This is a genomic window from Streptomyces sp. NPDC048288, from assembly GCF_043201555.1.
Classification (GTDB): Bacteria; Actinomycetota; Actinomycetes; order Streptomycetales; family Streptomycetaceae; genus Streptomyces.
Window position 1 is genome coordinate 398484 of sequence record NZ_JBICZD010000011.1, and the last position, 24583, is coordinate 423066.

Here is a 24583-nt window from a genome sequence, read left to right on the forward strand (position 1 = left end):
GAGTCTCCTCATGCCCCCCAACACCTCGCGGCCCACTCCGTCCCGGCCGTCCACCTGGCGACCCGCGGGGAGGCCGGGCCGCATGGACACCTGAGAAAGAGCAGCATGCCCCGCTTCAGCATCATCGTCCCGTCCCACGGGGTCGCCGGCCGGCTGTCCCAGGCACTGGACTCGGTCCTCGCCCAGTCCTTCGGCGACCTGGAGCTGATCCCGGTCTGCGACGCGCCCGACGCCCCGGCCGCCTCGGTCGCCGCCGGTTACGCCGAGCGCGACTCCCGGGTGGCCCCGGTGCACTCACCGCCGTCCGCCGGGCTGAGCGGGGCCCGCAACACGGGACTGCGGGCGGCGAACGGCACGTATCTGCTCTTCCTCGACGGCGACGACACGCTGGTCCCGGGTGCCCTGGCGGCGCTCGACGCACGGCTCGCCGAGACCGGCGACGTGGACGTCCTGTACTTCGAGCACGAGCGGACGCCCTGGTGGGAGGGCGAGCCGACCAACCCGGCGGCGCCGCTGCTGGCGGTCACCCCGCCGGGCGGATTCGCCCCGGACCGGGCGCCGGCGCTGACCGGCGTGGCGCTGCCGGCGTGGAGCGCGGCCTACCGCCGGGCGTTCCTCACGGACCAGCGGCTGCTCTTCCCCGACGGCCACTTCACGGACCTCGGCTGGGGCGGGCTGACCGGCATCGCCGCCTCCCGTCTCGCGGTGCTGCGCTCGGTCGTCGTACGGCACCGGCCGCGCCGGCAGGGCAGCCGGCTGAATCTGCCGGGGCCGCACCAGCGGGACCTCCTCGACCAGGTGGAGCTGGTGCTGGAGCGGGCCGCCGCGCTGCCCGGCGAGCGGGCGCGGCCGCTGTTCGAGCAGCTCTTCGGGGTGGTGCTGAAGACGGCCGCGCGGCCGGACCGGCTGCCGTCCGGGCACCGCGCCTTCTTCCGGCGGGCGGGTCGGCTGCACCGCAGGCACCGGCCGGCCGGGTTCCGGATGCCCGCCGGGAGCCTCGGGATCCAGCACCGGCTCCTCGCGGCGGGCGCGTACACGGCGTTCCGGGCGCTGCGCGGCGCCAACCGGGCGGCGGCCCGGGCGGCCGAGCGGCTGCCCCGCCCGCGGCTGCCGCTCACCCGGCTGCGCTACGCCCTCGACCTGCGCCGCCCGCTGGATGCCAACCTCGCCGTGTACTGCGCGTACTGGGGGCGCGGCTATGTCTGCAACCCGGCCGCGATCCACGCCGTGGCCCGCGTGCTCGCCCCGCACATCCGCTCCGTGTTCCTGGTCGAGGCCGGCCAGGAACACACCGTGCCCGAGGACGTCGAGTACGCGGTGATCGGCAGCCGCCGCTACTGGCAGGTGCTGGCCCGCGCCAAGTACCTGGTGAACAACGCCAACTTCGCCGAGGGGGTCGTCAAGCGGCCGGGCAGCGTGCACCTGCAGACGCAGCACGGCACCCCGCTGAAACGGATGGGCGTCGACCAGTCCACGTACCCGGTGGTCGCCGCGCAGACCGGCAGCTTCGGCAAGCTGCTCGGCCGGGTCGACCGCTGGGACTTCAACCTCTCCGCCAACCGCCACTCCACCCAGACCTGGGAGCGCGCCTTCCCCGGCTCGTACCGGACGCTGGAGTACGGCTATCCGCGCAACGACGTCTACTACACGGCCACCGCCCACGACGTGGTCCGCGTCCGGCGCGCGCTGGGCGTCCCGGACGGGAAGACAGCCGTCCTGTACGCCCCCACCCACCGCGACCACCACACCGGCTTCGAACCGGGCCTGGACCTGGAGGCGTTCTGCGCGGCGGCCGGCGAGAACGTCGTCGTCCTGCTGCGCGCGCACTACTTCTACGACCGGGGGCGGCGGGCGGGCGGCGGCCGGGTCATCGACGTCACCGCGCACCGCTCGGCCGAGGAGGTGTGCCTCGCGGCGGACGCGCTGATCACCGACTACTCCTCCATCATGTTCGACTACGCCAACCTGGACCGGCCGATCGTCGTGTACGCCGACGACTGGGAGGTCTACCGGCAGACCCGGGGCGTCTGCTTCGACCTGATGGCCGAGCCGCCGGGCCCGGTCGCCCGCACCCCGGAGGAACTGGCCCGGATCTTCCGCGACGGCTCCTGGGCGGGCCCGGAGTCCAAGCGGCTGCGGGCCGAGTTCCGCACCCGCTTCTGCCAGTTCGACGACGGGCTGGCCGCCGAGCGGGTGGTACGGCGGGTGTTCCTGGGCCGGCCGCCGGAGACGGTCCCGGCGGTGATCCCGCTCGCCGAACGCCTGCCCGCCCCGGCCGCGACCCTCGTCAGGAGCTGACCGTGCCCCGACTCAGTCTGATCGTCCCCTGTTTCCAGGTGCAGGGCTTCCTGCGCGAGTGCCTCGACTCGGTCCTGGAGCAGTCCTTCCACGACATCGAGGTGATCGCCGTCGACGACCGCTCCCCGGACGGCTGCGGCGCGATCCTCGACGAGTACGCGGCCCGCGACCCTCGGGTGCAGGTCCTGCACCTGCCGGAGAACGTCGGCCTCGGCCGCGCCCGCAACGCCGGACTGCCCTACGCCACCGGGGACTTCGTCTTCTTCCTCGACAGCGACGACACCCTCACGCCGGGCGCGCTGGGCGCGATCGCCGACCGGCTGGCGGAGACCGGCGACCCGGACGTGCTGGTCTTCGACTACGCCCGCACCTACTGGTGGGGCGGCACGCGCCGCAACGCGCTCGCGGAGGTCCTCGGCGCGACCTCGGAGGTCTTCACGGCGGCCGGACACCCCGCGATCCTCGACCTGTTGATGGTGGTGTGGAACAAGGTCTACCGGCGGGACTTCGTCGAGGAGAACGGCTTCCGCTTCCCGCCGGGCTACTACGAGGACACCCCCTGGACCTTCCCGGTCCTGCTCAGCGCCGCCCGCATCGCCACCCTCGACCGGATCTGCCTGAACTACCGCCAGCGCCGCCAGGGCAACATCCTCTCCACCACCAGCCGCAAGCACTTCGACGTCCTCGACCAGTACCGACGGGTCTTCGCCTTCCTCGACTCCCGCCCCGAACTGGACCACTGGCGGCCCTATCTGCACCGGAAGATGGGCGAGCACTGCCTGGACATCCTCGCCAAGCCGGACCGGCTGCCGCCCGCCGCCAAGGCCGAGTTCTTCCGGCGAACGGCGGAGCTGTACCGGGCGCTGCGGCCCGAGGGAACCGACCTGGGGGTGCTGGGCGGCACGTACCCGGCGTACCTGCTGCGGCAGCGGGCCGGGCGGCTCGGCCGGGAGGGCGGCCGGCAGGCGCAGCGGGTACGGCGGACGGCGGGGGCTCCGGCCCGGCGCGCGCTCACCGGACTGCGCGGCCTGCGCGCCCTGGACGAGGACCTGGTCCTGTACTCGGCGTCCTCGCACCGGGGCCTGCTGGGCGACCCGGCGGCCGTGTACCGCACGGCCCGGGAGATCGCCCCGCATCTGCGCGGGGTGTGGGTGGTGAAGGACGCGGAGGTGGCGGCGGGGCTGCCGGCGGACGTGGAGCACGTACTGCTGGACTCCCCGGACTACCGCCGGCTCACCGCCCGGGCGAAGTTCTTCGTCAACGACGTCAACTGGCCGGGCGCGCTGGTCAAACGCCCCGGCAGTGTGCACGTCCACACCCACCGGGGCACCCCGCTGAAGTACCTGGGCGCCGACCTGCTGGGCAAGCCCGGCGCCCGGCTCGGCCTCGACGTGCCGCAGATGCTGCGCCGGGCCGACCGCTGGGACCACAGCCTGGTCGCCAACCGCCACTCGGAGCTGGTCTGGGAGCGGGCCTACCCCTGCCACTTCGCCTCGGCCCGCACCGGCAGCCCGCGCAACGACGTGCTGGTCAGAGGCGGCCGGTCGGACTTCCGGGACCGGCACGGCATCCCCGCCGACCACACGGTCGTGCTGTACGCCCCGACCCGCCGCGACTACATCCGGGGCGGGCACGTCGACCGGATCGACCTGACCCGGTTCGCGGCCGACCTCGGCGCGGGCCGCACCCTCGTGGTCCGGCTGCATCCGTCCCTGGTGACCGGTCCCGCGCGCGGACTGGGCCTGGCCGAGCTGCACCGGCGCGGGATCGTGGTCGACGCGACCGCCGAACCGCACGCGGCGGAGGTCATGCTGGCCGCGGACGTCCTGGTCACCGACTACTCGTCCCTCATGTTCGACTACGCCACCCTGGACCGCCCGATCGTGGTGCACGCCGACGACTGGGCCACCTTCACCGCCAGCCGGGGCGCCTATCTCGATGTCACCGCCGAGGCACCGGGCCATGTGTCCCACTCCTACCGGGAGTTGGCGTGGCTGTTCGCCTCGGGCGGCTGGCGGGACGAGGAGTCCGCGCGACTGCGGGCCGACTTCCGGTCCCGGTTCTGCGAGTTCGACGACGGACGGGCCGCCGAACGGGTCGTCCGGACGCTGCTGCTCGGCGAGCCGATGCCCATCAGTGGCGTACGGCTGCCGGAACCGGCCTCGGGCCACCGCCTGCCGGCGTCGACATGAGGCCGCGCATGAGGCCGTACTTGGGGCCGCGCGCCTGGGTTTTGCTGCTGGCGGCCGTGTTCGCGCTGTGCCAGCTCGCCGACGTGACCGGCCGGGACACGCCCGACTCCAAGAACTACGTGTCGTACGCGCTGGCCCTGGGCGGGGCGGGCGAACGGCGGGCGGCTGCCGAGACGGTCGACTGGGTGTGCGCCGGCGAGGCGTCGGCGGCGGCCCGCGCGCAGCGCGTGGACGTGGTGCGCTTCCATGCGCCGAGCCCGGCGGGACGGGTGTTCGCGGACTGCTGGGACAGTGAACTGCGGCGCGTGGACCGGCGGCTGGACGCCGGGCGGACGGACGGGCACATCGTGCCCTTCGTCGGCCCCCGGCTGCGGGCCATCTTCGAGGTGCGCCCCGGCTATCCGGTGTTCCTGCTGCCGTTCGTCACCGTGCTCGGGGTGACCTGGGGGGTGTGGCTGGCGAGTGTGCTGGTCACGGTGGCGGGCGGGGTGCTGGTCTTCCGGGTCCTGCGGACGGTGTCGGTGCCGGTGCCGCTCGCGCTGACCGGGCAGGCCCTGTACTTCGTCCTGCCGGTCGGCACGACCGCGATGCGGCCGATGACCGAGGGCCTGCTGCTGGCGCTGACCCTGACCGCCCTGTGGGGGTGCGCGCTGGCCCTCACCGGGCGGATCCGGGCGGGCACGGCACTGGTGGCGGGCGCCCTGCTCGCCCTGTTCGCGGTGAAGCACTCGCAGGCGCTGTTCCTCGGGGTGTGCCTGGCCGGGGCCGGTGCGGCGGTCGCGCTGTGGCGGCGCCGGCACGGCCGGCCGCCCGGGCGCGGGGTGACGGCGATCGCGGCGGCGGGCTGCGCGGCGGTCGCGGGCACGCTGCTGCTGGTACGGCTGCTGCGCTACCCCTCCGAGGCGGAGAGCGTGCAGGACCTGCTGACCAGCCACTACACCCATCCGGACCGGGTCCACCCGTGGCGGGAGTTCCTCCATCTGGAGTGGGACTTCTGGGTGGAGTGGCTGCGCCGGCAGCTGACCGTGCCGCTGTTCCTCGTCGCACTGGCGGCCGGGGCGCGGGGTGCGCGGCGGCGGCCGGCCTTCGGGGTCTTCCTGCTGGCGGCGGCGGGCACCGGGATCCTCACCCAGGCCGCCCATCCCGACATCACCATCGGCGGCGACCGGCTGATCGTGCTGGCCTGGCTGCTGCCGGTGGTGGGGGTACCGCTGCTGCTCGAACCGCTGGTGCGGCGCGGGGCGGCGGTGCCGGCGCAGGGCGCTCCCCGGGCCGTCGGCATCACCCGATGACCGCTTCACCCGATGACCGGCGTCACCCAATCAGGTGAAGGTCGGCAAAGCCTGCGGGGCGGGCGGGAAGACTCGGCAAATGGTCCGACCTGTCCGTTCCCTCCGGTGAGCACCGGCGCCCTGGTCCGGCGCGCCACCGGCGGCTCCACCGCCCTGCGGGGCGGCCGGGTCCGCAGACTCACCCCGTACCAGGTCTTCGGCCTGCTGTTCTGGCTGCTGATGACGCTGGCGTACTGGCGGGTGCCGCCGTGCTGCGAGGCCGGTCAGCACGCGGCGGCGGTGGAACGGCTGCGGGCCGGTCTCACGGACGCCGCGGTGTCGCCGTACGTGCTCGCCCAGGGCGCGCTCGCCCGGCTGACCGGACTGACGGGGTGGCAGCTGCTGCGTGTCTGCGGCCCGGTCCATCTGCTGGTGCTGCTGACGGGCCTGGGCCGCCTGGTTCGGGTGCTCACCCCGCGCCCCTGGGCACCGGTGCTGGCCCTCGCCTTCCTGGCCGTGCTGTGCGGTACGGAACCGGCCCCCGGCGCCGGCTCGCTGGCTCTGCTGCCGCTGACCGGGAGCCTCGGCTATCCGTCCGCGCTCGCCCTCGGCCTCACGTTCTGGGCCTGGGCCCTGACCGGCGCCCGCTCCCGCGACCTGCGCCGGGTGCGCTACGTCGGCCCGAGCGGGCTGCGCAGCCTCTCCGGATACGCGGTGCTCGGGGCGCTGTACGGGACGGTCGCGCTGATCGACCCGGTCACCGGCGTCGGCGCGGGGGCCGGGGCGGTGGCCTTCGCGGCGGGGTGGCAGCGGGGGTGGCGGGGCGCGGTGCGGTGGCGGTGGGGGGTGCTGGGCGGGGTGGCGGCCGGGGTGGTCGTCCTGGGGATGCATGCGGGTGTGCTGGCGCGGGCTTACGGGGCGTACGGGTCGTACGGGTCGTATGAGGGGGCGATCCCCCAGTGGTGGCTGGCGCTGATCGGGGTGCCGGCGCTGTGGCTGCGGGCGCGGCGGGCGGCCGGGCGGGGGATCCGGGGGCGGGCGGCGAGGGAGCGGGCGGTGCGACGGCGGGCTGCGTGGCTTGCGGCTTGGCGCGATCCGCTCGTACTGCTGTTCGCGCTGGAGTCTCTGCTCGCGGGATACGGCCGACACGGCCTGGGCGAGCTGCTCGGGCCGGCGCTGCTGGCGCCGCAGTGCGCGCTCGCGGTGGAGCTGGCGGCGGAACGCCCCTGGCCGGGGTGGCGGCGGGCGCTCGGCTGGGCCGCGGCCGGCGGGGCCTGCCTGGGCTTCCTGGCCGCGCAGGCCGGGGCGGTCGTGCCGCGTTCGGTGGACCCGGTCGGCTTCGTCCAGCCGCCGCGCTGGCCGTCGTACGACTGGGCGGCCCGGCACATCGGGCCCGGCGAACCGGTGCGCACGGACGCCTACCACGCCGTCCGGCTGCTCCCCGGGTACGGCATCGAACTGGACGACGGCCACGACCACCGCCCCCGGGTGCGCTGGCTGCTGCTGACGCGGCAGGAGCGGCTGCCCGCGGGGGCGGTGGTCGTGGACTGGAGCCGGCGTACCGGGGAGGTGCTCGCGCGGCTCACCCGTACGAGGGAGGTACCGGTGTCCGCTCGGCCGACTACTCGACGATGAGCTCGACCGGGATGTTGCCCTTGGTGGCCTTGGAGTAGGGGCAGAACTCGTGGGCCTGGTGGACCAGCTTCTCGCCGGTCTCGTTGGCGAGCTCCTCGGGAAGCTCGACGCGCAGGGTGACCTTGAGCGCGAAGCCGCCGTCGGACTCGTCCTTGCCGATACCGACCTCGGCGGTCACGGAGATCTCGCCGGTGTCGACCTTGGCCTGGCGGCCGATGGCGCCCAGGGCGCTGGCGAAACAGGCGGCGTAACCGGCGGCGAAGAGCTGCTCGGGGTTGGTGCCCTGGCCGTTGCCGCCGAGCGCCGGCGGGAACGCCAGCGCGAGGTCCAGCTGCCCGTCCGAGCTGACCGCCCGTCCCTCCCGGCCGGTGGCGGTGGCGGCTGCGGTGTAGAGCGCGTCCATGGAAGACCATCCCTCTCGAAATTCGCTGGTTCGGTGGTCCGGCGGCCCTGGTCCGGCCGCCCTCACGACCACAAGTAGAGCACACAACTAAGTTGTGCACAACTGAATGGCTCGCAAGAGCTACGATTGAGCCATGACCGCGACGACCCCGACCCCAGCCCCCACCCCCGCGTCCGCCCCCGAGTCGGAGTGGCTCCGTCTGGACCGCCAGATCTGCTTCTCCCTGCACGCCGCGTCCCGCGCGTTCAACGGCGTCTACCGCGTGATCCTCAAGGACCTCGGGCTCACCTATCCCCAGTACCTGGTGATGCTGGTGCTGTGGGAGCAGGGCGACCTGCCGGTCAAGAAGCTCGGCGAACACCTGCGGCTGGACTCCGGCACCCTCTCCCCGCTGCTCAAGCGCCTGGAGACAGCGGGCCTGGTCCACCGGGAGCGCAGCGCCCGCGACGAGCGCTCGGTGGAGATACGGCTCACGGAGGCGGGCGCCGCGCTGCGCGAGCGGGCACTGGAGGTACCGCGCCGGATCGTGTCGGCGACGGGCTTCGACGTCGACGAGATCCGCGATCTGAAGGCCCGCCTGGACCAACTGACGGGGACGCTGGACGCGGCGGCAGCGGAGGAGGGCACACGCTCAAGCGCCCCGCACTGAAGCGCCCCGCCAGGGGCGCGGGGCCGTATCGATGTGCGGCTACCGCCGCGTGGGCGCGACCAGCCCCCACCGGCCCGCACGTCACACCCGACCTTCCTCCCCCCGAATCGGCCGCACATACAACCGCAGCGCGACCCGATCCACCACGATCTCCTCCCGCAACACGAACTGCTGGTTCAGCACGGCCACTTTCGCCCGCTCCGTCGACAACCGCGGCCGATACCCGCTCACCAGCGCGTACTTCTCCACCACCGCCCACACCTGATCCACCCCGGCCAACCGCCGCCGCAGCGTCCCGGCCCCCACCTCGTGCCCGTACAACGTCCCCGAATCCGGCCCCGGCTCGGCCAGGGCGACGTCCCACGTGGTTCCGAAGTCGGCCGGATAGGCGAGCTGCGTCCCGCGCGCGTGCGCCGGCAGGTACAGCACCGGGTCGCCCGGCCGCAGCGCCCGCGCCGCCGCCTCCGCGACCGCGCCGAGGTCGTCGGGCCGGGTGCCCGCGATCCGGTCGTGTCGCAGCAGCGGAAGCTGGTGGGTGAAGGCGAGGACGAGTGCCAGCACCCCGGCCAGGGTGAACGCGGGCGACCGGGACACCGTCGCCGTGCCGTGCGTCCAGAACCGGCCCAGGAGCCCGGCCACCCGGTCCGCGCCCAGCGCCACCAGCAGGGGCGCACCGGCGAGCGCGTACAGCACATACCGGTCGACGTACAGCGGTGTGAGCTGCGAGGCCAGCATCAGCACCACCGGCGGCAGCACCGCGAGCGGCAGCGCGACCGCCGCGAGGGTCAGCTCACCGCGCCGGCCCACCAGCCGGGTCAGCCCGAGCAGCCCCAGCGCCAGGCACGCCCAGTACACCCCGTCGGTCGGTCCGAGGTACTGGCGCAGCAGTTCCTGCGCGGTCTCCACGTCCGGCTCCCGCAACCACGCGACCTGGGCCGACTGCCTGTGCGAGACGACGACCATCGGCAGCAGCGACAGCGCCACGCCCCCGGCCGCGCAGCCCCAGCCCCGCCACACCCTTCCCGACGAACGGGCCAGCGCCAGAGTTCCCGCGTGCGCGAGCAGCAGCAGGACGGCGAACTCGTGCAGCCAGCAGGTCAGTCCGAGGACGGCGCCGTACCAGCACCAGGCCCGCCGCCCGTCCCGTTCCGCCGCCCGTACGAGGAGCAGCGTCGCGCCGGTCGCGCCCGCGGCGACCAGGGCGTACGAGCGGCCCTCCTGCGCGTAGTGGCCGACCAGCGGGGTGAGCGCGTACATCAGCCCGGCCCACAGGCCGACGCGCGGCCGGGCCAGGCGGGTGCCGAGGGCGGCCACCAGGCCCGCGGTGACGGCGGCCGCGCACACCGAGGGCAGCCGGAGGTCGACCTCGCCCGGGCGGCCGGGGGCGGCGCCGAGGACGATGTGCATCAGCAGGTAGTAGAGGCCGTGCACGGCGTCGACCTCGTGCAGCAGCCGCCAGATCTGCGGCACCGTGCGCCGGGCGACCTGGTAGGTGACGGCCTCGTCGCGCCACATCCCGCCGCGGTGCAGCCCCCAGAGTCCGACCGCGAGCATCACCGCGGCCGGAGCGGCCACGGCCGCTCCGCGGCGGCCGCGGCCGGGGCCGGGGCGCCCGCGCGGTGATCCGCCCAACGGGTTCGGCCGACTCGATGGAGTCGGCCGTCCGGTGTCCGTCGTTCGCGAGGTCCGCGGATGTGCTTTTACGAGAGGCCCGATACTCACCACGGCCCGATCTTTTGCGATTAGCCAACCTTTGCCGGGTATTGACGGCGTATCGGCATGGATACACCATCCGCGCGGCTTACGCTCACGGTTGATGAATCGCCGCTCGTACTTCCCGCTCCCCCGCGCCCCGTTCGCCTCGGCTGTTCGACTCCCGGGTCTCCCACGGCCCGTCCGGCTCCCCGCTCTCCTCTGCCTCACCGCCTTCTGGATCGCCACGCGCGCGCTGATGCTGTGGCTTCTCGCCCACAACAACGAGCGAGTGCTGGGACACGGAGCGGTCGCGCGGGAAGTGCGGCGGCTCTACTTCCACTGGTACGGCGTTCTGTCACACGGCGCGTTCCCGGCGCACGACACGTTGTGGCAGTACCCGCCGGGCGCCGGCGCGGTGCTGCTCGCGCCGGGGCTGGTGCCCGGGCTCAGCTACTTCCAGGCGTTCGTGGCGCTCACCCTGGCCACCGACGCGCTGATCACGGCGGCGCTCGTCCGCGCGGGCACGCGCCCCGGCCGCACCCTGCTCGGCGCGGCCCTGTGGACCGGCGGCCTCCCCCTCCTGCTGCACCTCCCGCTCGCCCGCTACGACATGGTGGTCACCGCCCTCGCCGTGCTCTCCCTGCTCACGCTGTCGCGCTCCACGCGCGCGTGCGGGGTGCTCGCGGCCCTGGGCGCGCTGGTGAAGGTGTGGCCGGCGCTGGTGCTGCTGGGCGTCGAGCGCGGACGCCCCACCCGTACGTCATGGAGCTGGGCGGCCGTCACCGGAGGCGTGACGCTCGCCTTCTTCGTGCTTTCGTTCCGCAACCCCCTCGCCTTCCTCCGTCAACAGGGCGGCCGGGGCGTGCAGATCGAGTCCCTCGGCGGCACCGCGCTCAGCCTCGCGCGGCACGCCGGCTGGCCCGGCAGGGTCCGCTACCAGTACGGCGCGATGGAGCTGGTCGGCCCGCACGTACACGCCGTCGCGACCGCCTCCCTCGTGCTCACCGCGGTCGCTTTCACGCTCCTGCTGCTGTGGCGCGTCCGGGCCCGGCGCTGGACCGAGGCCACCCCCTACGACGCGGCGCTGAGCGCCGTGCTCCTCTTCACCGTCACCAGCCGGGTGATCAGTCCGCAGTACATGATCTGGCTGCTCGGACTGGCCGCCGTGTGCCTGACCTCCCGGCACACCACCCAGCGCCCGGTCGCCGCGCTGGTCGTGACGGCGACCGCGCTCAGCTCCGTCGCCTACCCCGCCTTCTACTCGGAGGTCGTCGGCTGCACCTGGACGGGCTGTCTGCTGATGCTGGCCCGCAACGGGCTGCTGGCCGCGGCGGCCGTCCTCTCCCTCACCCGCCTGTGGCGCGCCACCCGCCGCCGTACGAACACGGTGGTCGACCCCGTGATCGCCGGCAGCCGTCCCGGCCGTCCCCGGATGTCCGTCGCAGCTGCTTCACTGGGAGAGGACCGCGGCTGAAGCAGACCACTGACGGAGGGGACCGCCACACATGACCTGGCTGATCACCGGCGGCGCCGGCTACATCGGGGCGCATGTCGTCCGCGCGATGACCGAGGCGGGCGAGCGGACGGTCGTGTACGACGACCTGTCCACCGGCATCGCCGAGCGCGTGCCGGAGGACGTGCCCCTGGTGGTCGGCTCCACCCTGGACGGCGAGAGGGTCGCGCACGCCCTGGCCGAGCACGAGGTGACCGGGGTCGTCCATCTGGCGGCGAAGAAGCAGGTGGGCGAGTCGGTGGACCGTCCCCTGCACTACTACCACGAGAACGTCGAGGGCCTGCGCGTCCTCCTGGAGGCCGTGACGGAGGCCCGGGTCCCGTCCTTCGTGTTCTCCTCCTCGGCCGCCGTCTACGGCATGCCGGACGTCGACCTGGTGACGGAGGAGACGCCCTGCGTGCCGATGTCGCCGTACGGCGAGACGAAGCTCGCGGGCGAGTGGCTGGTCCGCGCGACGGGCCGGGCGACCGGCCTGTCGACCGCGTCGCTGCGCTACTTCAACGTGGCGGGCGCGGCGAGCCCCGAACTCGCCGACGTGGGCGTCTACAACCTCATCCCGATGGTCTTCGAGAAGCTCACGGAGAACGCGCCGCCGCGCGTCTTCGGCGACGACTACCCCACCCCGGACGGCACCTGCGTCCGCGACTACATCCACGTGGTGGACCTCGCCGAGGCCCACGTGGCCGCGGCCCGCGCCCTCCAGGCCGACCCCGGCCGCGCACTCACCCTCAACATCGGCCGCGGCGAAGGCGTCTCCGTCCGCGAGATGATCGACCGCATCAACACCGTCACCGGCTACGACCGCCCCCCGGCCGTCACCCCCCGCCGCCCCGGCGACCCCGCCCGCGTCGTCGCCTCCGCGGACCGCATCACCACCGAACTCGGCTGGAAAGCCAAACACGACGTCCACGACATGATCACCTCAGCCTGGCACGGCTGGACCCGCCTCCACCCGGAAACGCCCCGGGGCTGAGCCGCGGCGGTTCGTGAGCTGTCGTCAGTCGCGCTCCCGGCGGGCCTGTTTGAGCTCTTCGGAGAGGGTCCAGGCGTCGGCGACGGGGCCGAGGTGGGCGAGTTTGTCGGGGTTGAGGACGAGGCGGATGGTGTGGACGCGGCCGTCGAGGATGTCGAGGGAGAAGGTCTGGAGGGTTCTGCCGTCGCGGTCGCGGAAGACCGCGCCGGGCTGACCGTTGACCTCATGGGGTTCGCAGGTCACCTGGACCCGGGCCAGTACGGGGAAGACGGCGGCGAGGAGGCGGGCCACGTTCTGGGCGCCGGCGACCGCGCGGGCCAGCTGCGGGGCCTTGCCGCCGCCGTCGCCGACCAGGGAGACGTCGGCGGCGAGCAGGTCCTGGAGGGCGGCGACATCGCCCTCGTGGAGGGCCTCGAAGAAGCGTGCGGCCAGTTCGTCGCGTTCCCGGCGGTCCGCCTCGAAGCGGGGGCGGCCCTCCGCCATGTGGCGGCGGGCCCGCGTCGCAAGCTGACGGCAGGCCGGCTCCGAGCGGCCCACGGCCGCCGCGACCTCGGGGAAGCCGAAGTCGAACACCTCGCGGAGGACGAAGACGGCGCGCTCCAGGGGGCTGAGGCGTTCGAGGAGCAGCAGGGCCGCCATCGAGAGCGAGTCGGCCAGTTCCGCCGACCGCTCCGGGTCCTCGTAGGGGTCGGCGAGCAGCGGCTCGGGGAACCACGGGCCGACGTACGCCTCGCGCCGGACGCGGGCCGAGCGCAGTACGTCGATGGAGATCCGGGTCACCGCGGCCGACAGGAAGGCCTTGGGCGACCTGACCTCCGTCGGTGAGGTCTCGAAGCGCAGCCAGGTCTCCTGGACCGCGTCCTCCGCCTCGCTCACGCTGCCCAGGATCCGGTACGCGATCGAGAACAGCAGCGGCCGCAGCTCCTGGAACTCCTCGGTCCTGTTCATGTCCCGCTTCCTCCCCCTTCGGTCGTCCGGCACTTCGGCATCAGAACGCGCCGGGGCCGAACCGGCCCACCGCGACGGCCAGCGCGATCACGAGATAGACCAGGTTCAACGCGACGAACGCCCGTTCGCCGCGCCGGCCGTGGGTGATCATCGCGCCGATCATCAGCAGGGTCCAGGCGGTGGCGGTCACCGGCACCAGGACCGGTGCGATACCGGTGGCGGCCGGCAGGACCAGGCCCGCCGCGGCCAGGAGTTCGAGGACCCCCAGGGTCTTCACGAAGCCGTCCCCGACGGCACCGGTCCAGCCGCCGCCGTGGGCCGCGGCCAGCTTCTCCCGCGGCACGAACGTCTTGCTGACGCCACCGGTCAGGGCCACCGCGGCGAGCAGTCCGGCGGCGATCCACAGGGCGAGGTTCATCGTCCACTCCCAGGTCGAGGATGTCTGCGCCCCCTACGACGAGACGGCCGACCCGCCTGTGACATCCCCGGCCGAGTGGTTCACAGCGCCTTGAGCGCCTCCGTGGTCCCGCGGGCCAGCGCCCCCAGATAACCCTTCGGCAGCTTCGGGGTGCGGATCACCACCGAGCGCCAGTACAGCGGGCCGGAGATCAGGTCCATGGCCAGGTCGTCGTCGAGGTCGGCGGCGAGTTCACCGCGCCGCTGCGCCGACTCGATGATCTTGCTGGCGACGCCTTCCTGGCCCTCGCGCAGCGTCTTCTGCATGGCCTCGGCGATCTCGGGGTTGCGGGCCGCCTCGGCCTGGAGGTCCGGGATGATCTGCGAGGCGACGGGGTGGCGCAGCGCACGGGACGTGACCTCGTACAGGAGCCGCAGGTCGCCCTCCAGGGAGCCGGTGTCGGGCACCGGCAGGCCCAGCACGGCGAGCGCGGAGACGACGTCGAGGACGAGGTGCAGTTTGGAGCGCCAGCGGCGGTAGACGGCGGTCTTGCCGACGCCCGCGCGGCGCGCGATGCCCTCGATGGACATCCGGGCGTAGCCGACCGCCGCGAGTTCCTCGAAGACGGCGGCCCGGATGGCCTCGGTCACGTCCTCGCGGAGGACGGCCGCCCCGGCGGGGGCTCGTCGGCGCGGACGCGTCTGGGACTCCTCGGCGTTCGTCGTCATGCCACCCAGCATAGGGGCGTAACGACGAAACGGTTGCGTCCCGACGGGTCACCCATACCGGGCCGCCACCCGATCGCCGCAACGCGGTCGCGCTGAACACCCCGCAGCTCACCGCCGTACCCGAACACGCGCTCCACCCTCTCGCACAACGAATCGGTCGCGCCCCGACCTCGGAAGTGTCACGGCACACACGCACCCGTGACGACGAAACGGTTGCGTTCCGACGCCAACTCGGCCTACGCTCCCGTTGCGACGATACGGTCCCGTCCCGACGTAAGAAAACGTGAAGAGAAGCGTAAGGAAACTTCGGATGACGGGCCCGGCGCCCAGCCGGACGCCGCAGCACCCCCACCCCCCGAGTGAAAGCAGCGGATGTGACCCAGGTTCTCCACACACCGCCCCCGACTCCGGTCATGGCCGAGGACGACCTCGCGGCGCTCGCCGCCCGGCACGGCCTCACGGTCAGCGGCGCCCGGCCCACCCTGCCCCAGTACATCCGGCAGCTGTGGGCCCGACGGCACTTCATCGTCGCGTTCGCCACCGCCAAGCTCACCGCCCAGTACGCCCAGGCGAAGCTCGGCCAGGTCTGGCAAGTCATGACCCCGCTGCTGAACGCCACGGTGTACTACTTCATCTTCGGCATTCTGCTGGAGTCCAAGAAGGGCGTGCCGGACTACATCCCGTTCCTGGTCACGGGCGTGTTCATCTGGACGTTCACGTCGAGCTCGATCATGACCGGCACCCGCGCCATCGCCGGCAACCTCGGTCTCGTCCGCGCCCTGCACTTCCCGCGGGCCGCGCTCCCGATCTCCTTCTGCCTCCAGCAGCTGCAGCAGCTGCTGTTCTCCATGTGCGCCCTGATCGTCATCCTGCTCTGCTTCGGCGTGCCGGTGGCGGCCTCCTGGGTGCTGGCCATCCCGGCGCTGCTCCTGCAGTTCATGTTCAACACCGGCATGTCGCTGATCATGGCCCGCTGGGGCGCCAAGACCCCGGACATCTCCCAGCTGATGCCGTTCGTGCTGCGCACCTGGATGTACATCTCGGGCGTCATGTGGAGCATCGACAAGCTGACCGGCAAGCACAAGGGCATGCCGGACTGGGTGGGTCCGGTACTCAAGGACAACCCGGCCGCCGTCTACATCGACCTGATGCGCTACTCCCTGATCGACAGCTTCCACGGCAGCCAGCTGCCGCCCCACGTATGGCTCGTCGCGACCGGCTGGGCCCTCGTCGTCGGCGTCGGCGGGTTCATCTACTTCTGGAAGGCTGAGGAGACGTACGGCCGTGGCTGAGAACGTGAACGACACCCCCAGCGTGGACGAGACACCCATCGAGCGTGAGCCCCGCACCGTGAGCGACATCCCCACCGTCGTCTGCGACGGCGTCGACATCGTCTACCGGGTCAACGGCACCGGAGCCGGACGCGGCTCCGCCACCGCCGCCCTCAACCGCATCCTGCGCGGCAAGAAGAAGGCCGAGAACGCGGCGGGCGTCCGCAAGGTGCACGCGGTCAAGAACGTCTCCTTCGTCGCCTACAAGGGCGAGGCGATCGGCCTCATCGGCAGCAACGGCTCCGGCAAGTCGACCCTGCTCAAGGCCGTCGCCGGCCTGCTCCCGGTGGAGAACGGCGCCATCTACACCGACGGCCAGCCCTCCCTCCTCGGCGTCAACGCGGCCCTGATGGGCGACCTGACCGGCGAGAAGAACGTCTACCTCGGCGGCCTCGCCATGGGCATGTCCCGCGAGGAGATCAAGGAGCGCTACCAGGACATCGTCGACTTCTCCGGCATCAACGAGAAGGGTGACTTCATCACCCTCCCGATGCGGACCTACTCCTCCGGCATGGGCGCCCGGCTGCGCTTCTCCATCGCCGCCGCCAAGGACCACGACGTCCTGCTCATCGACGAGGCCCTGGCCACCGGTGACGCGTCCTTCCGGATGCGGTCCGAGGAGCGCATCCGCGAGCTGCGCCAGCACGCGGGCACGGTGTTCCTGGTCAGCCACAACAACAAGTCCATCCGTGACACCTGCGAGCGGGTGCTGTGGCTGGAGCGCGGGGTGCTGCGTATGGACGGCCCCACCGAGGACGTCCTCGCCGAGTACGAGGCCTTCACCGGCGACAAGTCCGACAAGACCAAGCCGAAGCCCAAGCCCAAGCCGAAGCCCAAGGTCGCCCCGTCTCCTTCCTGACCGGGACCTACGACAGGAAAGGCGCCCCCGGCCGTCATGGCCGGGGGCGCCTTTCCTGTCACTGCCTACTGCTCGTACTACCGCGTTGTACGGCTACGAGTGCGTGCGCAGCAGCGTCCGCATCGTCCGCATGGCCACCGACAGGTTGGCCAGGTCGAAGGAGTCCGAGCTGCGGATCTCCTCCAGGGTGGCCCGGGCCCGGCCCAGGATCGCCGAGTTCTTCTGCTCCCAGGCCGCGTAGCGCTGCTCGGGCGTCGAGGTGCCGTTGCCCACGGCGAGCACGTCGGCGGTGAGCATCGCGTGGGCCGCGTACAGGTCCTCGCGGATGGAGGCGCGGGCCATCGACTGCCAGCGGTCGGCGCGCGGGAGCTCGATGATGCGGTCCATCAGCTGGGTGACGCCGAGCCGGTCGGCGAGGTCGTAGTAGACCTCGGCGACATCCAGCGGTTCCCTGCCCATGCGGTCGGCCACCGAGACGATGTCCAGCGCCGGGAAGGCGGAGGAGAAGCCGGCCACCCGGGTCGCCAGCTCGTCCGGGACACCGGACGCGGACAGCTCGTCGTACACGTGCTGGTACCACTCCGCGTCCGCGCCGCGCAGCAGCTTGGGCAGCTGCTGCCAGACCTGTTCGACCCGCTCGGAGAAGAAGTCGACGGTCTCGGCGAGCTCCAGCGGCTGCGGGCGGTTGTTGAGCAGCCAGCGGGTGCCGCGCTCGACCAGACGGCGCGAGTGCAGCCGGATCCGGGTCTGGACGGCCGCGTCGACCCTGTTGTCCAGTTCCTCGACGCCGTCCCACACCGGGGCGGAGCGGAAGATCGCGCGGGCCGCGGTCTGCGCCCGGACGATCTCCTCCAGGGAGGCCCCGGTCTCCTCGCGGAGCCGGTGCAGATACGTCGTACCACCGGTGTTGACCGTGTCGTTGACCAGGACCGTGGTCGTGATCTCGCGGCGCAGCGGGTGGCTGATGAGCGCGGCGGCGAACTGCTCGCGCAGCGCGGTCGGGAAGTAGGCGTGCAGCAGGCTGCTCAGATACGGGTCGTCCGGCAGCGAGGTCGCCAGCAGCTCGTCGGCGACCGTGATCTTCGTGTACGCCAGCAGGACGGCCGTCTCCGGGCCGGTCAGGCCCTGGCCGGTGCCGATGCGCTCGCGGATCTGGCGGTCCGTGGGCAGGAACTCCAGGGCGCGGTCGAGGTGGCCCTCGCGCACCAGGTGGCGCAGGAAGCGCTGCTGGGCGTGGAGCATGTCCCCGGACTGGGCCAGCGCGTTGGCGATCGCCACGTTCTGCGCGTAGTTGTTGCGCAGCACCAGGGCGCCGACCTCGTCGGTCATCTCGGCCAGCAGCTTGTTGCGCTGCTTGACCGTCATGTCGCCGTCCGCGACCACGCCGTTGAGCAGGATCTTGATGTTCACCTCGTGGTCCGAGGTGTCCACGCCCGCGCTGTTGTCGATGGCGTCGGTGTTGATCTTGCCGCCCTGGCGGGCGAACTCGATCCGGCCGAGCTGGGTCAGGCCCAGGTTGCCGCCCTCGCCGACGACCTTGACGCGCAGGTCGGCGCCGTCGACGCGGATGGCGTCGTTGGCCTTGTCGCCGACGTCCGCGTTCGACTCGGTGGACGCCTTGACGTAGGTGCCGATGCCGCCGTTCCACAGCAGGTCGACCGGTGCCGCCAGGATCGCCTTCATCAGCTCGGCCGGGGTCACCTTGGCGACCTTGTCCTCGATGCCGAGGGCCTCGCGGATGTGGCCGTTGACCGGGATGGCCTTGGCGCTGCGCGGGAAGATCCCGCCGCCCGCCGAGAGCAGGTCGGTGTTGTAGTCGCCCCAGCTGGAGCGGGGCAGCTCGAACAGGCGGCGGCGCTCGGCGTAGGAGGTGGCCGCGTCCGGGTTCGGGTCGATGAAGATGTGCCGGTGGTCGAAGGCGGCGACCAGGCGGATGTGCTCGCTGAGCAGCATGCCGTTGCCGAACACGTCACCGGACATGTCACCGATGCCGACGACCGTGAAGTCCTCGCTCTGGGTGTCGACGCCCAGCTCCCGGAAGTGCCGCTTCACGGACTCCCAGGCGCCGCGCGCGGTGATGCCCATGCCCTTGTGGTCGTAGCCCGCGGAGCCGCCGGAGGCGAAGGCGTCGCCGAGCCAGAAGTTGTAGCTGCCGGCGACCTCGTTGGCGATGTCGGAGAACGTCGCCGTGCCCTTGTCGGCCGCGACCACCAGATAGGTGTCGTCCTCGTCGTGCCGGACCACGTCCTGCGGGGGCACGATCTCGCCGGCCACCATGTTGTCGGTGATGTCGAGCAGCGCCGAGATGAACGTCTTGTAGCTGGCGATGCCCTCCGCGAGCCACGCGTCCCGGTCCTTGCCCGGGTCCGGCAGCTGCTTGGCGACGAAGCCGCCCTTGGCGCCGACCGGCACGATGACGGTGTTCTTCACCATCTGCGCCTTGACCAGGCCGAGGATCTCGGTGCGGAAGTCCTCACGCCGGTCGGACCAGCGCAGACCGCCGCGCGCGACCTTGCCGAACCGCAGGTGCACGCCCTCGACACGCGGCGAGTACACCCAGATCTCGTACGCCGGGCGGGGCGCCGGGAGGTCGGGGATGGCCTGCGGGTCGAACTTCATGGAGACGTAGGAGTGCGGCCTGCCCTCGGCCGTCTCCTGGAAGAAGTTGGTGCGCAGCGTCGCCTTGATGACGGTCAGGAAGGAACGCAGGATGCGGTCCTCGTCGAGACTCGCCACCTGGTCGAGGGCCGCGTCCAGCTCCTCCAGGAGGGCGTCGGTGATCTCCAGGCCGGCCTTCTGCCGGTCCGGCGACATCCGCGCCTCGAAGAGGGAGACCAGCAGCCGGGTGGTGTGGACGTTGTGGCGGAGCGTGGTCTCCATGTAGTCCTGGCTGAACGTGGAGCCGGCCTGCCGCAGGTACTTGGCGTACGCCCGCAGCACCATCGCCTGCCGCCAGCTCAGCCCGGCACTCAGCACCAGCGCGTTGAAGCCGTCGTTCTCCGCCTGGCCGGTCCAGGTCGCCGCGAAGGCGTCCTGGAACCGCTCACGGCCGTCCTCGCCGAGGTAGTCGCCGTTCGCGCTGCCCTGGACCTTCGGCACCCGCAGGCCGAAGTCGTAGATCCAGGCGGTCGTCCGGTCCGCGCAGCGCAGTTCGTACGGCCGCTCGTCGATCACCTCGACGCCGATCCGGTTGAGCACCGGCAGCACGGCCGACAGGGAGATCGCCGCGCCCTTGCGGTAGATCTTGAAGCGGCGCTCGTCGGGGGCGGCGCCCACCGGCTCGTAGAGGCTGAGCGCGAAGTCGTTGCCCTCCTCCTCGGTGAGCCGCTCCAGGTGCACGAGGTCGGCGACCGCCGCGCGCGGGGTGTGGTCGGCCTTGTAGCCCTCGGGGAAGGAGTTGGTGTACTTGCGCAGCAGCTCGGCCGCGCGCTCCTCGCCGCACTCGGCGTTGAGCGCCTCGCCGAAGGCGTCGGCCCAGGAGCGGGCCGCCTCGACCAGGCGGGCCTCGATGCGGTCCTTGTCGGTGTCGGACAGCTCGGGCAGCTCGGTGCCCTGCGGGACACGGACGACGAAGTGCAGCCGGGAGAGGATCGACTCGGTGTTCCAGGCCGTGAAGTCGACGCTGGTGCCGCCGAGCTCCTCCTTCAGGATGTCGATGATCCGCAGCCGGACGCCGGTGGTGTACCGGTCCCGGGGGAGGTAGACGAGGGCCGAGTAGTAGCGGCCGTACTCGTCCTGGCGCAGGTACAGCCGCAGCCGGCGGCGTTCCTGCAGGTAGAGGACGCTGGTGACGATCGACTCCAGCTCGGGGACCGGGGTCTGGAACAGCTCGTCGCGCGGGTAGGTCTCCATGATCTGGAGCAGGTCGCGGCCGTCGTGGCTGTTGGGCGAGAAGCCGGCCCGGTCCAGCACCGCGTCGACCTTGCGGCGGATGACGGGCACCCGGCGCACCGACTCGGTGTAGGCGGCGGACGAGAACAGACCCAGGAAGCGCCGCTCGCCGACCACGTTGCCGTCCGCGTCGAACTTCTTGACGCCGACGTAGTCCAGGTACGACGGCCGGTGCACGGTCGACCGGCTGTTCGCCTTGGTCAGCACCAGCAGCTTGTGCTCGCGGGCCTTGGCACGCGCGTCGGCCGGGAGCCGCTCGAAGGAGGGGCTGACCGGGTGGCCCTCCTCACCCGCGTGCTGCGGGTCGGAGCGCAGGATGCCGAGGCCGGTGCCGGGCACGGCGGCCAGGGAGTCGTCCTCGCGGAGCTGGTACTCGCGGAAGCCGAGGAAGGTGAAGTGGTCGGCGGCCAGCCAGCGCAGCAGCTCGCGGGCCTCCTCGACCTCGGGGCGCGGCAGGTCGCCGGGCACGGGCTCGTCACCGAGTTCCTCGGCGATGCGGGCGGCGGCCTCCCGCATCTTCTCCCAGTCCTCGACGGCCTCCCGGACGTCGGAGAGCACGCGCAGCAGGTCGGCGGTGATCTGCTTGAGGTCGGAGCGGTCGGTCTCGCGGTCGATCTCGACGTGGATCCAGGACTCGATGTGCGCGTCGTGCGGCAGTTCCCCGTCCGTGGCCGGGGTCGGCAGCACCTCGATCAGCTTGCCGGTGAGGTCGCGGCGGACGACGAACTGGGGGTGGATGACGACGTGAATGCCCCGCCCCTGCCGGGTCAGCTCATTGGTGACCGAGTCGACGAGGAACGGCATGTCGTCGGTGACGACCTCCACCACGGTGTGGCTGCAGGTCCACCCGTTCTCCTCGACGGTCGGGGTGTGGACCCGGACGTTGGCGGTGCCCTGCGGCCGGGTCTCGGCAAGACGGTAGTGCGAGACGGCGGCGCCGAAGACGTCGACCGGGTCGCGGTCGGCGAGGTCCTCCGGTGCGGTGTGCAGGTAGTAGCGCTGGAGGAACGCGAACACGGACTCCTGGTCCGCCTCTCCCGTCGTCCCAGTCGGTAGGTGCCCCCCTGCCGGGCTGTTCTCAGCTACCCGGGCGGCCCGATCGAGCAGCTCGGCCTTGGCTTCGTCCAGCTTGGTCTGCATTGTCCTCTGGCTCCTGTCGCGCGCCATTGCGTGACGTAGAAGGAAGTACGGGCTCTTCCCCCTGCGGCTCGACGCCACGGCCGGGGTGTCCGGTCTGCTCCGACGCTATGCCGCAAGGTGAGATGAGCGGGGGGTATTGAGCCATATTTGAGCTGCTCCGCAGGTGTGATGCTGCTCTCGGCAGCGCCCCTGCCAGGGCCGCTTTCGGCGCCCTCCGCCCGGGAAGACCAGCGACCGCCGCCCGGTCACGGAGGTGTTCCGTGCTCACCGGGCGCAGGGCAGGGGCGGTGACGCCCCCGCGAACTATCGCGCTGATCACGCCACCAGGCTATCGCTCCCCACCCGGGGCCCGTCATGAGCCGTATGTGTACAAAACAGGGGGGCGAACTTTGACACTCTGCACAGGGACGGCGGCCCCGAGGAGGCTCACGCCACCATCCGCTCCGCTTCCTCGACCGCCTCCGCCAGCGAGTCCACCACCGGGACCCCGACCTCCTCCAGGCTCGCCCGGCCGTGCGACCCCCCGGTGTACAGCACCGCCTTCGCGCCCACGGCGTGCGCCGCCACCGCGTCGTCCGCCGCGTCCCCGATCACCACGGTCCGCCCCGGCTCCACGTCCCCCAGCTGCCGCAGATGCCGGACCATGTGCTCGGCCTTGCTGCCCCCGGACGGCCCGACCCGGCCCTCCACCCGTACGAAGTGCGGCTCGATCCCGAACCCCCGCACCAGCGGTACGAGTTCGTCGTGCACGTACATGCTCAGCAGCGACTGGCTGCGCCCGGCCGAACGCCAGCCGGCCAGCAGCTCGGCCGCCCCGTCGGTCAGCCCGCACAGACCGCGGTGCTCGGCGTAGTAGCGGTGGAAGATCACGTCCATGACCTCCCACTCGGTGTCCGTCGGCAGCCGCCCCATCAGCCGCTCGTAGAACCTCGGCACCGGCACGCAGTACAGCGCCCGGTACTGCTCCAGTGTGATCGGCGCCAGGCCCAGCTCGGCCGAGGCCGCGTTCGTCGCCCCGATGATCGCGTCGTTGTCGTGGAACAGCGTGCCGTTCCAGTCCCAGACAATGTGTGCGCTGTCGTGCTTCCCCATGCCAAAAACGCTACCCGCCGCCACTGACAATCAAGACCGCGGATGCGTCACCGCAGGTCACACACGCCTCGTCGGCTCAGCCGAGCCCCATCAGGTTCGGGATCTCCTGCGTGGCGTACCAGAGCAGCTCGTGGTCCTCGGCCCCGTCCACGACGAACTGGGCGTCGTCGTCCCCGCCGTCGGCCGCCGCCAGCGCCCCGGCCGCGGCGGTCACGTCCTCCTCCGCGTCGTCGGAGTCGACGTGCACCGCGGCCGCCTTGGCCAGCGCGACCGTCCCGGTCACCCGCACCTCGCCCAGCGCCGCCGGGTCGAGCCCGCGGTCCGGGTCGGCCGTCGCCGTGCCGTCGGGGACGTCCACGGCCACCACGACCCGGCGCCGCGCCGCACCCGGCTCGGCGGCCAGCAGCCGCAGCGAGGCCAGGGCGGCCCGGTTGAGCGCCGCGTACTCCAGCTCCTCCATGTCGTCGGAGAGGTACCACTCCCGCAGCGCCGGCGTGACGGCGTAGGCGACGAACGGACCGGTCCCCAGCTCGCCCGTCTTGTGCGCCTCGGCAAGCCCGGGGAGGGTCAGGGGGACATAGACGCGCATGCTGGCCGCTCTTTTCTCGACTCTTCGACTCCGCGGGTCCCCCGGAGGTCCTGACGCCTCCCGGAGGGCCTTCAGGATACGTGCGGGCGTCCCCTTTCGGGTCCCGGGCGGTGACGCCGGGAGCGTCCACCCGGCACCCTCCGATTCACCCGGTACCGGCCGCCGCCCGACCGGGTCCGGGCGCCCCGGATCACTCGGATAGGTGAACATTCCCGGGCCTCCGACACGGGCCGCAGGCGCCTTGCTGCCGCCGTCCCGGCCCCCGTACAAGATCCCCGACCGCAAGTTACCGCCCGGTACTCCGGGCCTGCCGAACGGGGATCCCCATGAACAAGGTCATGACCAGGACCGCCCAGCTCCGCCCGGGCACCCGCCCGCCCGGCCGCCGGGACTCCCGCCGCCCCGGAACGCCCTCGTCCCGCAGGCCGCTCACCCCTCCGGCGACCCCGCCGAGCCCCCGCCCCACGGACCTCTTCGCGGAGCGCCTGCTCGCCGTCCTCAGCGGCCGCCGACCGGTCCACTGGATGCTCCGGCACACCGCCGGTCCCGCCTACGACGATCTGGCCCGCCTCGCCGAACGCGGCCCCCTGCGCACCCGCGGCGCCGACCCCGTCGTCCGCGACATCGGCTACTACGTCCCCCGCGCCGGCGCCCTTGAGGTCTTCGCCCGCATCGCCGCCGGCGACCAGCTCCGCGCCATGGCCTTCCGCCTCGAACAGGGCCCCGACCTCCGCTGGCGCTGCACAGCCGTAGAACTGGGCGGACCCCGAGCACCGCGCGCCAGCTAGGGGGCTGGGCCGGTCCTGAGGGCCCGGTCCCGGGGGGTGGTCCTGGGGGGTCCTGGGAGGGGGCTCGGCCAGTCCAGGGGGCTGGGCCGGTCCCAGGGGAGGCTGGGCCAGCCTCCTAGGGGGCTGAGCCTTGGGCCGGTCCAGAAGGGAGGCTGGGCCTGTCTGGCAGGCGCGAGAGGGCCTTGTGGCAA

At 72.5% G+C, this 24583-nt stretch carries 18 protein-coding genes; 10 read left to right on the forward strand and 8 right to left on the reverse strand.

The genetic code is table 11. The features are described 5' to 3' along the window. Nucleotides 1-105 precede the first annotated feature (105 nt). The 4 genes from ACGFZS_RS36045 (at nt 106) to ACGFZS_RS36060 (ending at nt 7396) form a co-directional block, all read left to right on the forward strand. Nucleotides 106-2298, forward strand: a complete 2193-nt coding sequence (locus ACGFZS_RS36045) for a CDP-glycerol glycerophosphotransferase family protein (protein ID WP_393798611.1) — start codon at nt 106-108, stop codon at nt 2296-2298. A gap of 2 nt (nt 2299-2300) precedes the next feature. After that, nucleotides 2301-4490: a CDP-glycerol glycerophosphotransferase family protein gene (locus ACGFZS_RS36050; RefSeq protein WP_393798612.1), complete on the forward strand. Its 2190-nt coding sequence runs from the start codon at nt 2301-2303 to the stop codon at nt 4488-4490. Between the two features lie 8 nt (nt 4491-4498). Continuing rightward, nucleotides 4499-5782, forward strand: coding sequence for a hypothetical protein (locus ACGFZS_RS36055; RefSeq protein WP_393798613.1), 1284 nt, complete (start codon nt 4499-4501; stop codon nt 5780-5782). A gap of 105 nt (nt 5783-5887) precedes the next feature. Continuing rightward, nucleotides 5888-7396, forward strand: coding sequence for a hypothetical protein (locus ACGFZS_RS36060; protein WP_393798614.1), 1509 nt, complete (start codon nt 5888-5890; stop codon nt 7394-7396). On the opposite strand, the gene ACGFZS_RS36065 is transcribed toward ACGFZS_RS36060, so the two are convergent. Further along, a complete protein-coding gene (locus ACGFZS_RS36065) occupies nt 7383-7799 on the reverse strand; it encodes an organic hydroperoxide resistance protein (RefSeq protein WP_359221015.1) in 417 nt (138 codons plus the stop codon). The genes ACGFZS_RS36060 and ACGFZS_RS36065 overlap by 14 nt on opposite strands. A 133-nt stretch (nt 7800-7932) precedes the next feature. On the opposite strand from ACGFZS_RS36065, the gene ACGFZS_RS36070 reads away from it, so the two are divergent. After that, nucleotides 7933-8448, forward strand: a complete 516-nt coding sequence (locus ACGFZS_RS36070) for a MarR family winged helix-turn-helix transcriptional regulator (RefSeq protein WP_393798615.1) — start codon at nt 7933-7935, stop codon at nt 8446-8448. Between the two features lie 81 nt (nt 8449-8529). Here the strand turns inward: ACGFZS_RS36070 and ACGFZS_RS36075 are convergent, their stop codons facing one another. After that, nucleotides 8530-10023 (reverse strand): glycosyltransferase family 39 protein, encoded by a 1494-nt coding sequence (locus ACGFZS_RS36075; protein ID WP_393798616.1) that lies wholly within the window; start codon nt 10021-10023, stop codon nt 8530-8532. 376 nt (nt 10024-10399) lie between these two features. On the opposite strand from ACGFZS_RS36075, the gene ACGFZS_RS36080 reads away from it, so the two are divergent. Next, nucleotides 10400-11617, forward strand: a complete 1218-nt coding sequence (locus ACGFZS_RS36080; protein WP_393798660.1) for a glycosyltransferase 87 family protein — start codon at nt 10400-10402, stop codon at nt 11615-11617. 31 nt (nt 11618-11648) lie between these two features. Further along, nucleotides 11649-12629 (forward strand): UDP-glucose 4-epimerase GalE, encoded by a 981-nt coding sequence (gene galE / locus ACGFZS_RS36085; RefSeq protein WP_393798617.1) that lies wholly within the window; start codon nt 11649-11651, stop codon nt 12627-12629. 24 nt (nt 12630-12653) lie between these two features. Here galE and ACGFZS_RS36090 read toward each other — a convergent pair whose 3' ends face one another. From ACGFZS_RS36090 to ACGFZS_RS36100, 3 genes are all read right to left on the reverse strand, one after another. Then, nucleotides 12654-13577, reverse strand: a complete 924-nt coding sequence (locus tag ACGFZS_RS36090; RefSeq protein WP_393798618.1) for an RNA polymerase sigma-70 factor — start codon at nt 13575-13577, stop codon at nt 12654-12656. Nucleotides 13578-13617: 40 nt separating this feature from the next. Further along, nucleotides 13618-13995 (reverse strand): DoxX family protein, encoded by a 378-nt coding sequence (locus ACGFZS_RS36095; RefSeq protein ID WP_393798619.1) that lies wholly within the window; start codon nt 13993-13995, stop codon nt 13618-13620. Nucleotides 13996-14075: 80 nt separating this feature from the next. Further along, nucleotides 14076-14702 carry a TetR/AcrR family transcriptional regulator gene (locus ACGFZS_RS36100; protein WP_359221027.1) on the reverse strand — a complete coding sequence of 209 codons (627 nt, stop codon included), beginning with the start codon at nt 14700-14702 and terminating at the stop codon, nt 14076-14078. 374 nt (nt 14703-15076) lie between these two features. Here ACGFZS_RS36100 and ACGFZS_RS36105 point away from each other — a divergent pair, with 374 nt between their 5' ends. Together ACGFZS_RS36105 and ACGFZS_RS36110 are read left to right on the forward strand one after the other, a co-directional pair. After that, nucleotides 15077-15994 (forward strand): ABC transporter permease, encoded by a 918-nt coding sequence (locus tag ACGFZS_RS36105; RefSeq protein ID WP_393798620.1) that lies wholly within the window; start codon nt 15077-15079, stop codon nt 15992-15994. Beyond that, nucleotides 15987-16892, forward strand: a complete 906-nt coding sequence (locus tag ACGFZS_RS36110) for an ABC transporter ATP-binding protein (protein WP_393798621.1) — start codon at nt 15987-15989, stop codon at nt 16890-16892. Before ACGFZS_RS36105 ends, ACGFZS_RS36110 begins: the two co-directional genes overlap by 8 nt. A gap of 93 nt (nt 16893-16985) precedes the next feature. Here ACGFZS_RS36110 and ACGFZS_RS36115 read toward each other — a convergent pair whose 3' ends face one another. The 3 genes from ACGFZS_RS36115 to ACGFZS_RS36125 all read right to left on the reverse strand — a co-directional run bounded on the left by ACGFZS_RS36115 (nt 16986) and on the right by ACGFZS_RS36125 (nt 23604). Continuing rightward, nucleotides 16986-21923, reverse strand: coding sequence for an NAD-glutamate dehydrogenase (locus ACGFZS_RS36115; RefSeq protein ID WP_393798622.1), 4938 nt, complete (start codon nt 21921-21923; stop codon nt 16986-16988). A gap of 426 nt (nt 21924-22349) precedes the next feature. Next, nucleotides 22350-23015 (reverse strand): HAD family hydrolase, encoded by a 666-nt coding sequence (locus tag ACGFZS_RS36120; protein WP_365692813.1) that lies wholly within the window; start codon nt 23013-23015, stop codon nt 22350-22352. A gap of 76 nt (nt 23016-23091) precedes the next feature. Beyond that, nucleotides 23092-23604, reverse strand: coding sequence for a DUF6912 family protein (locus ACGFZS_RS36125; protein ID WP_393665809.1), 513 nt, complete (start codon nt 23602-23604; stop codon nt 23092-23094). Between the two features lie 326 nt (nt 23605-23930). Between ACGFZS_RS36125 and ACGFZS_RS36130 the strand changes: the two genes are divergently transcribed. Then, on the forward strand, nt 23931-24392 hold the full coding sequence (locus tag ACGFZS_RS36130) for an Rv3235 family protein (RefSeq protein WP_393798623.1): 462 nt from the start codon (nt 23931-23933) through the stop codon (nt 24390-24392). Nucleotides 24393-24583: the final 191 nt, after the last annotated feature.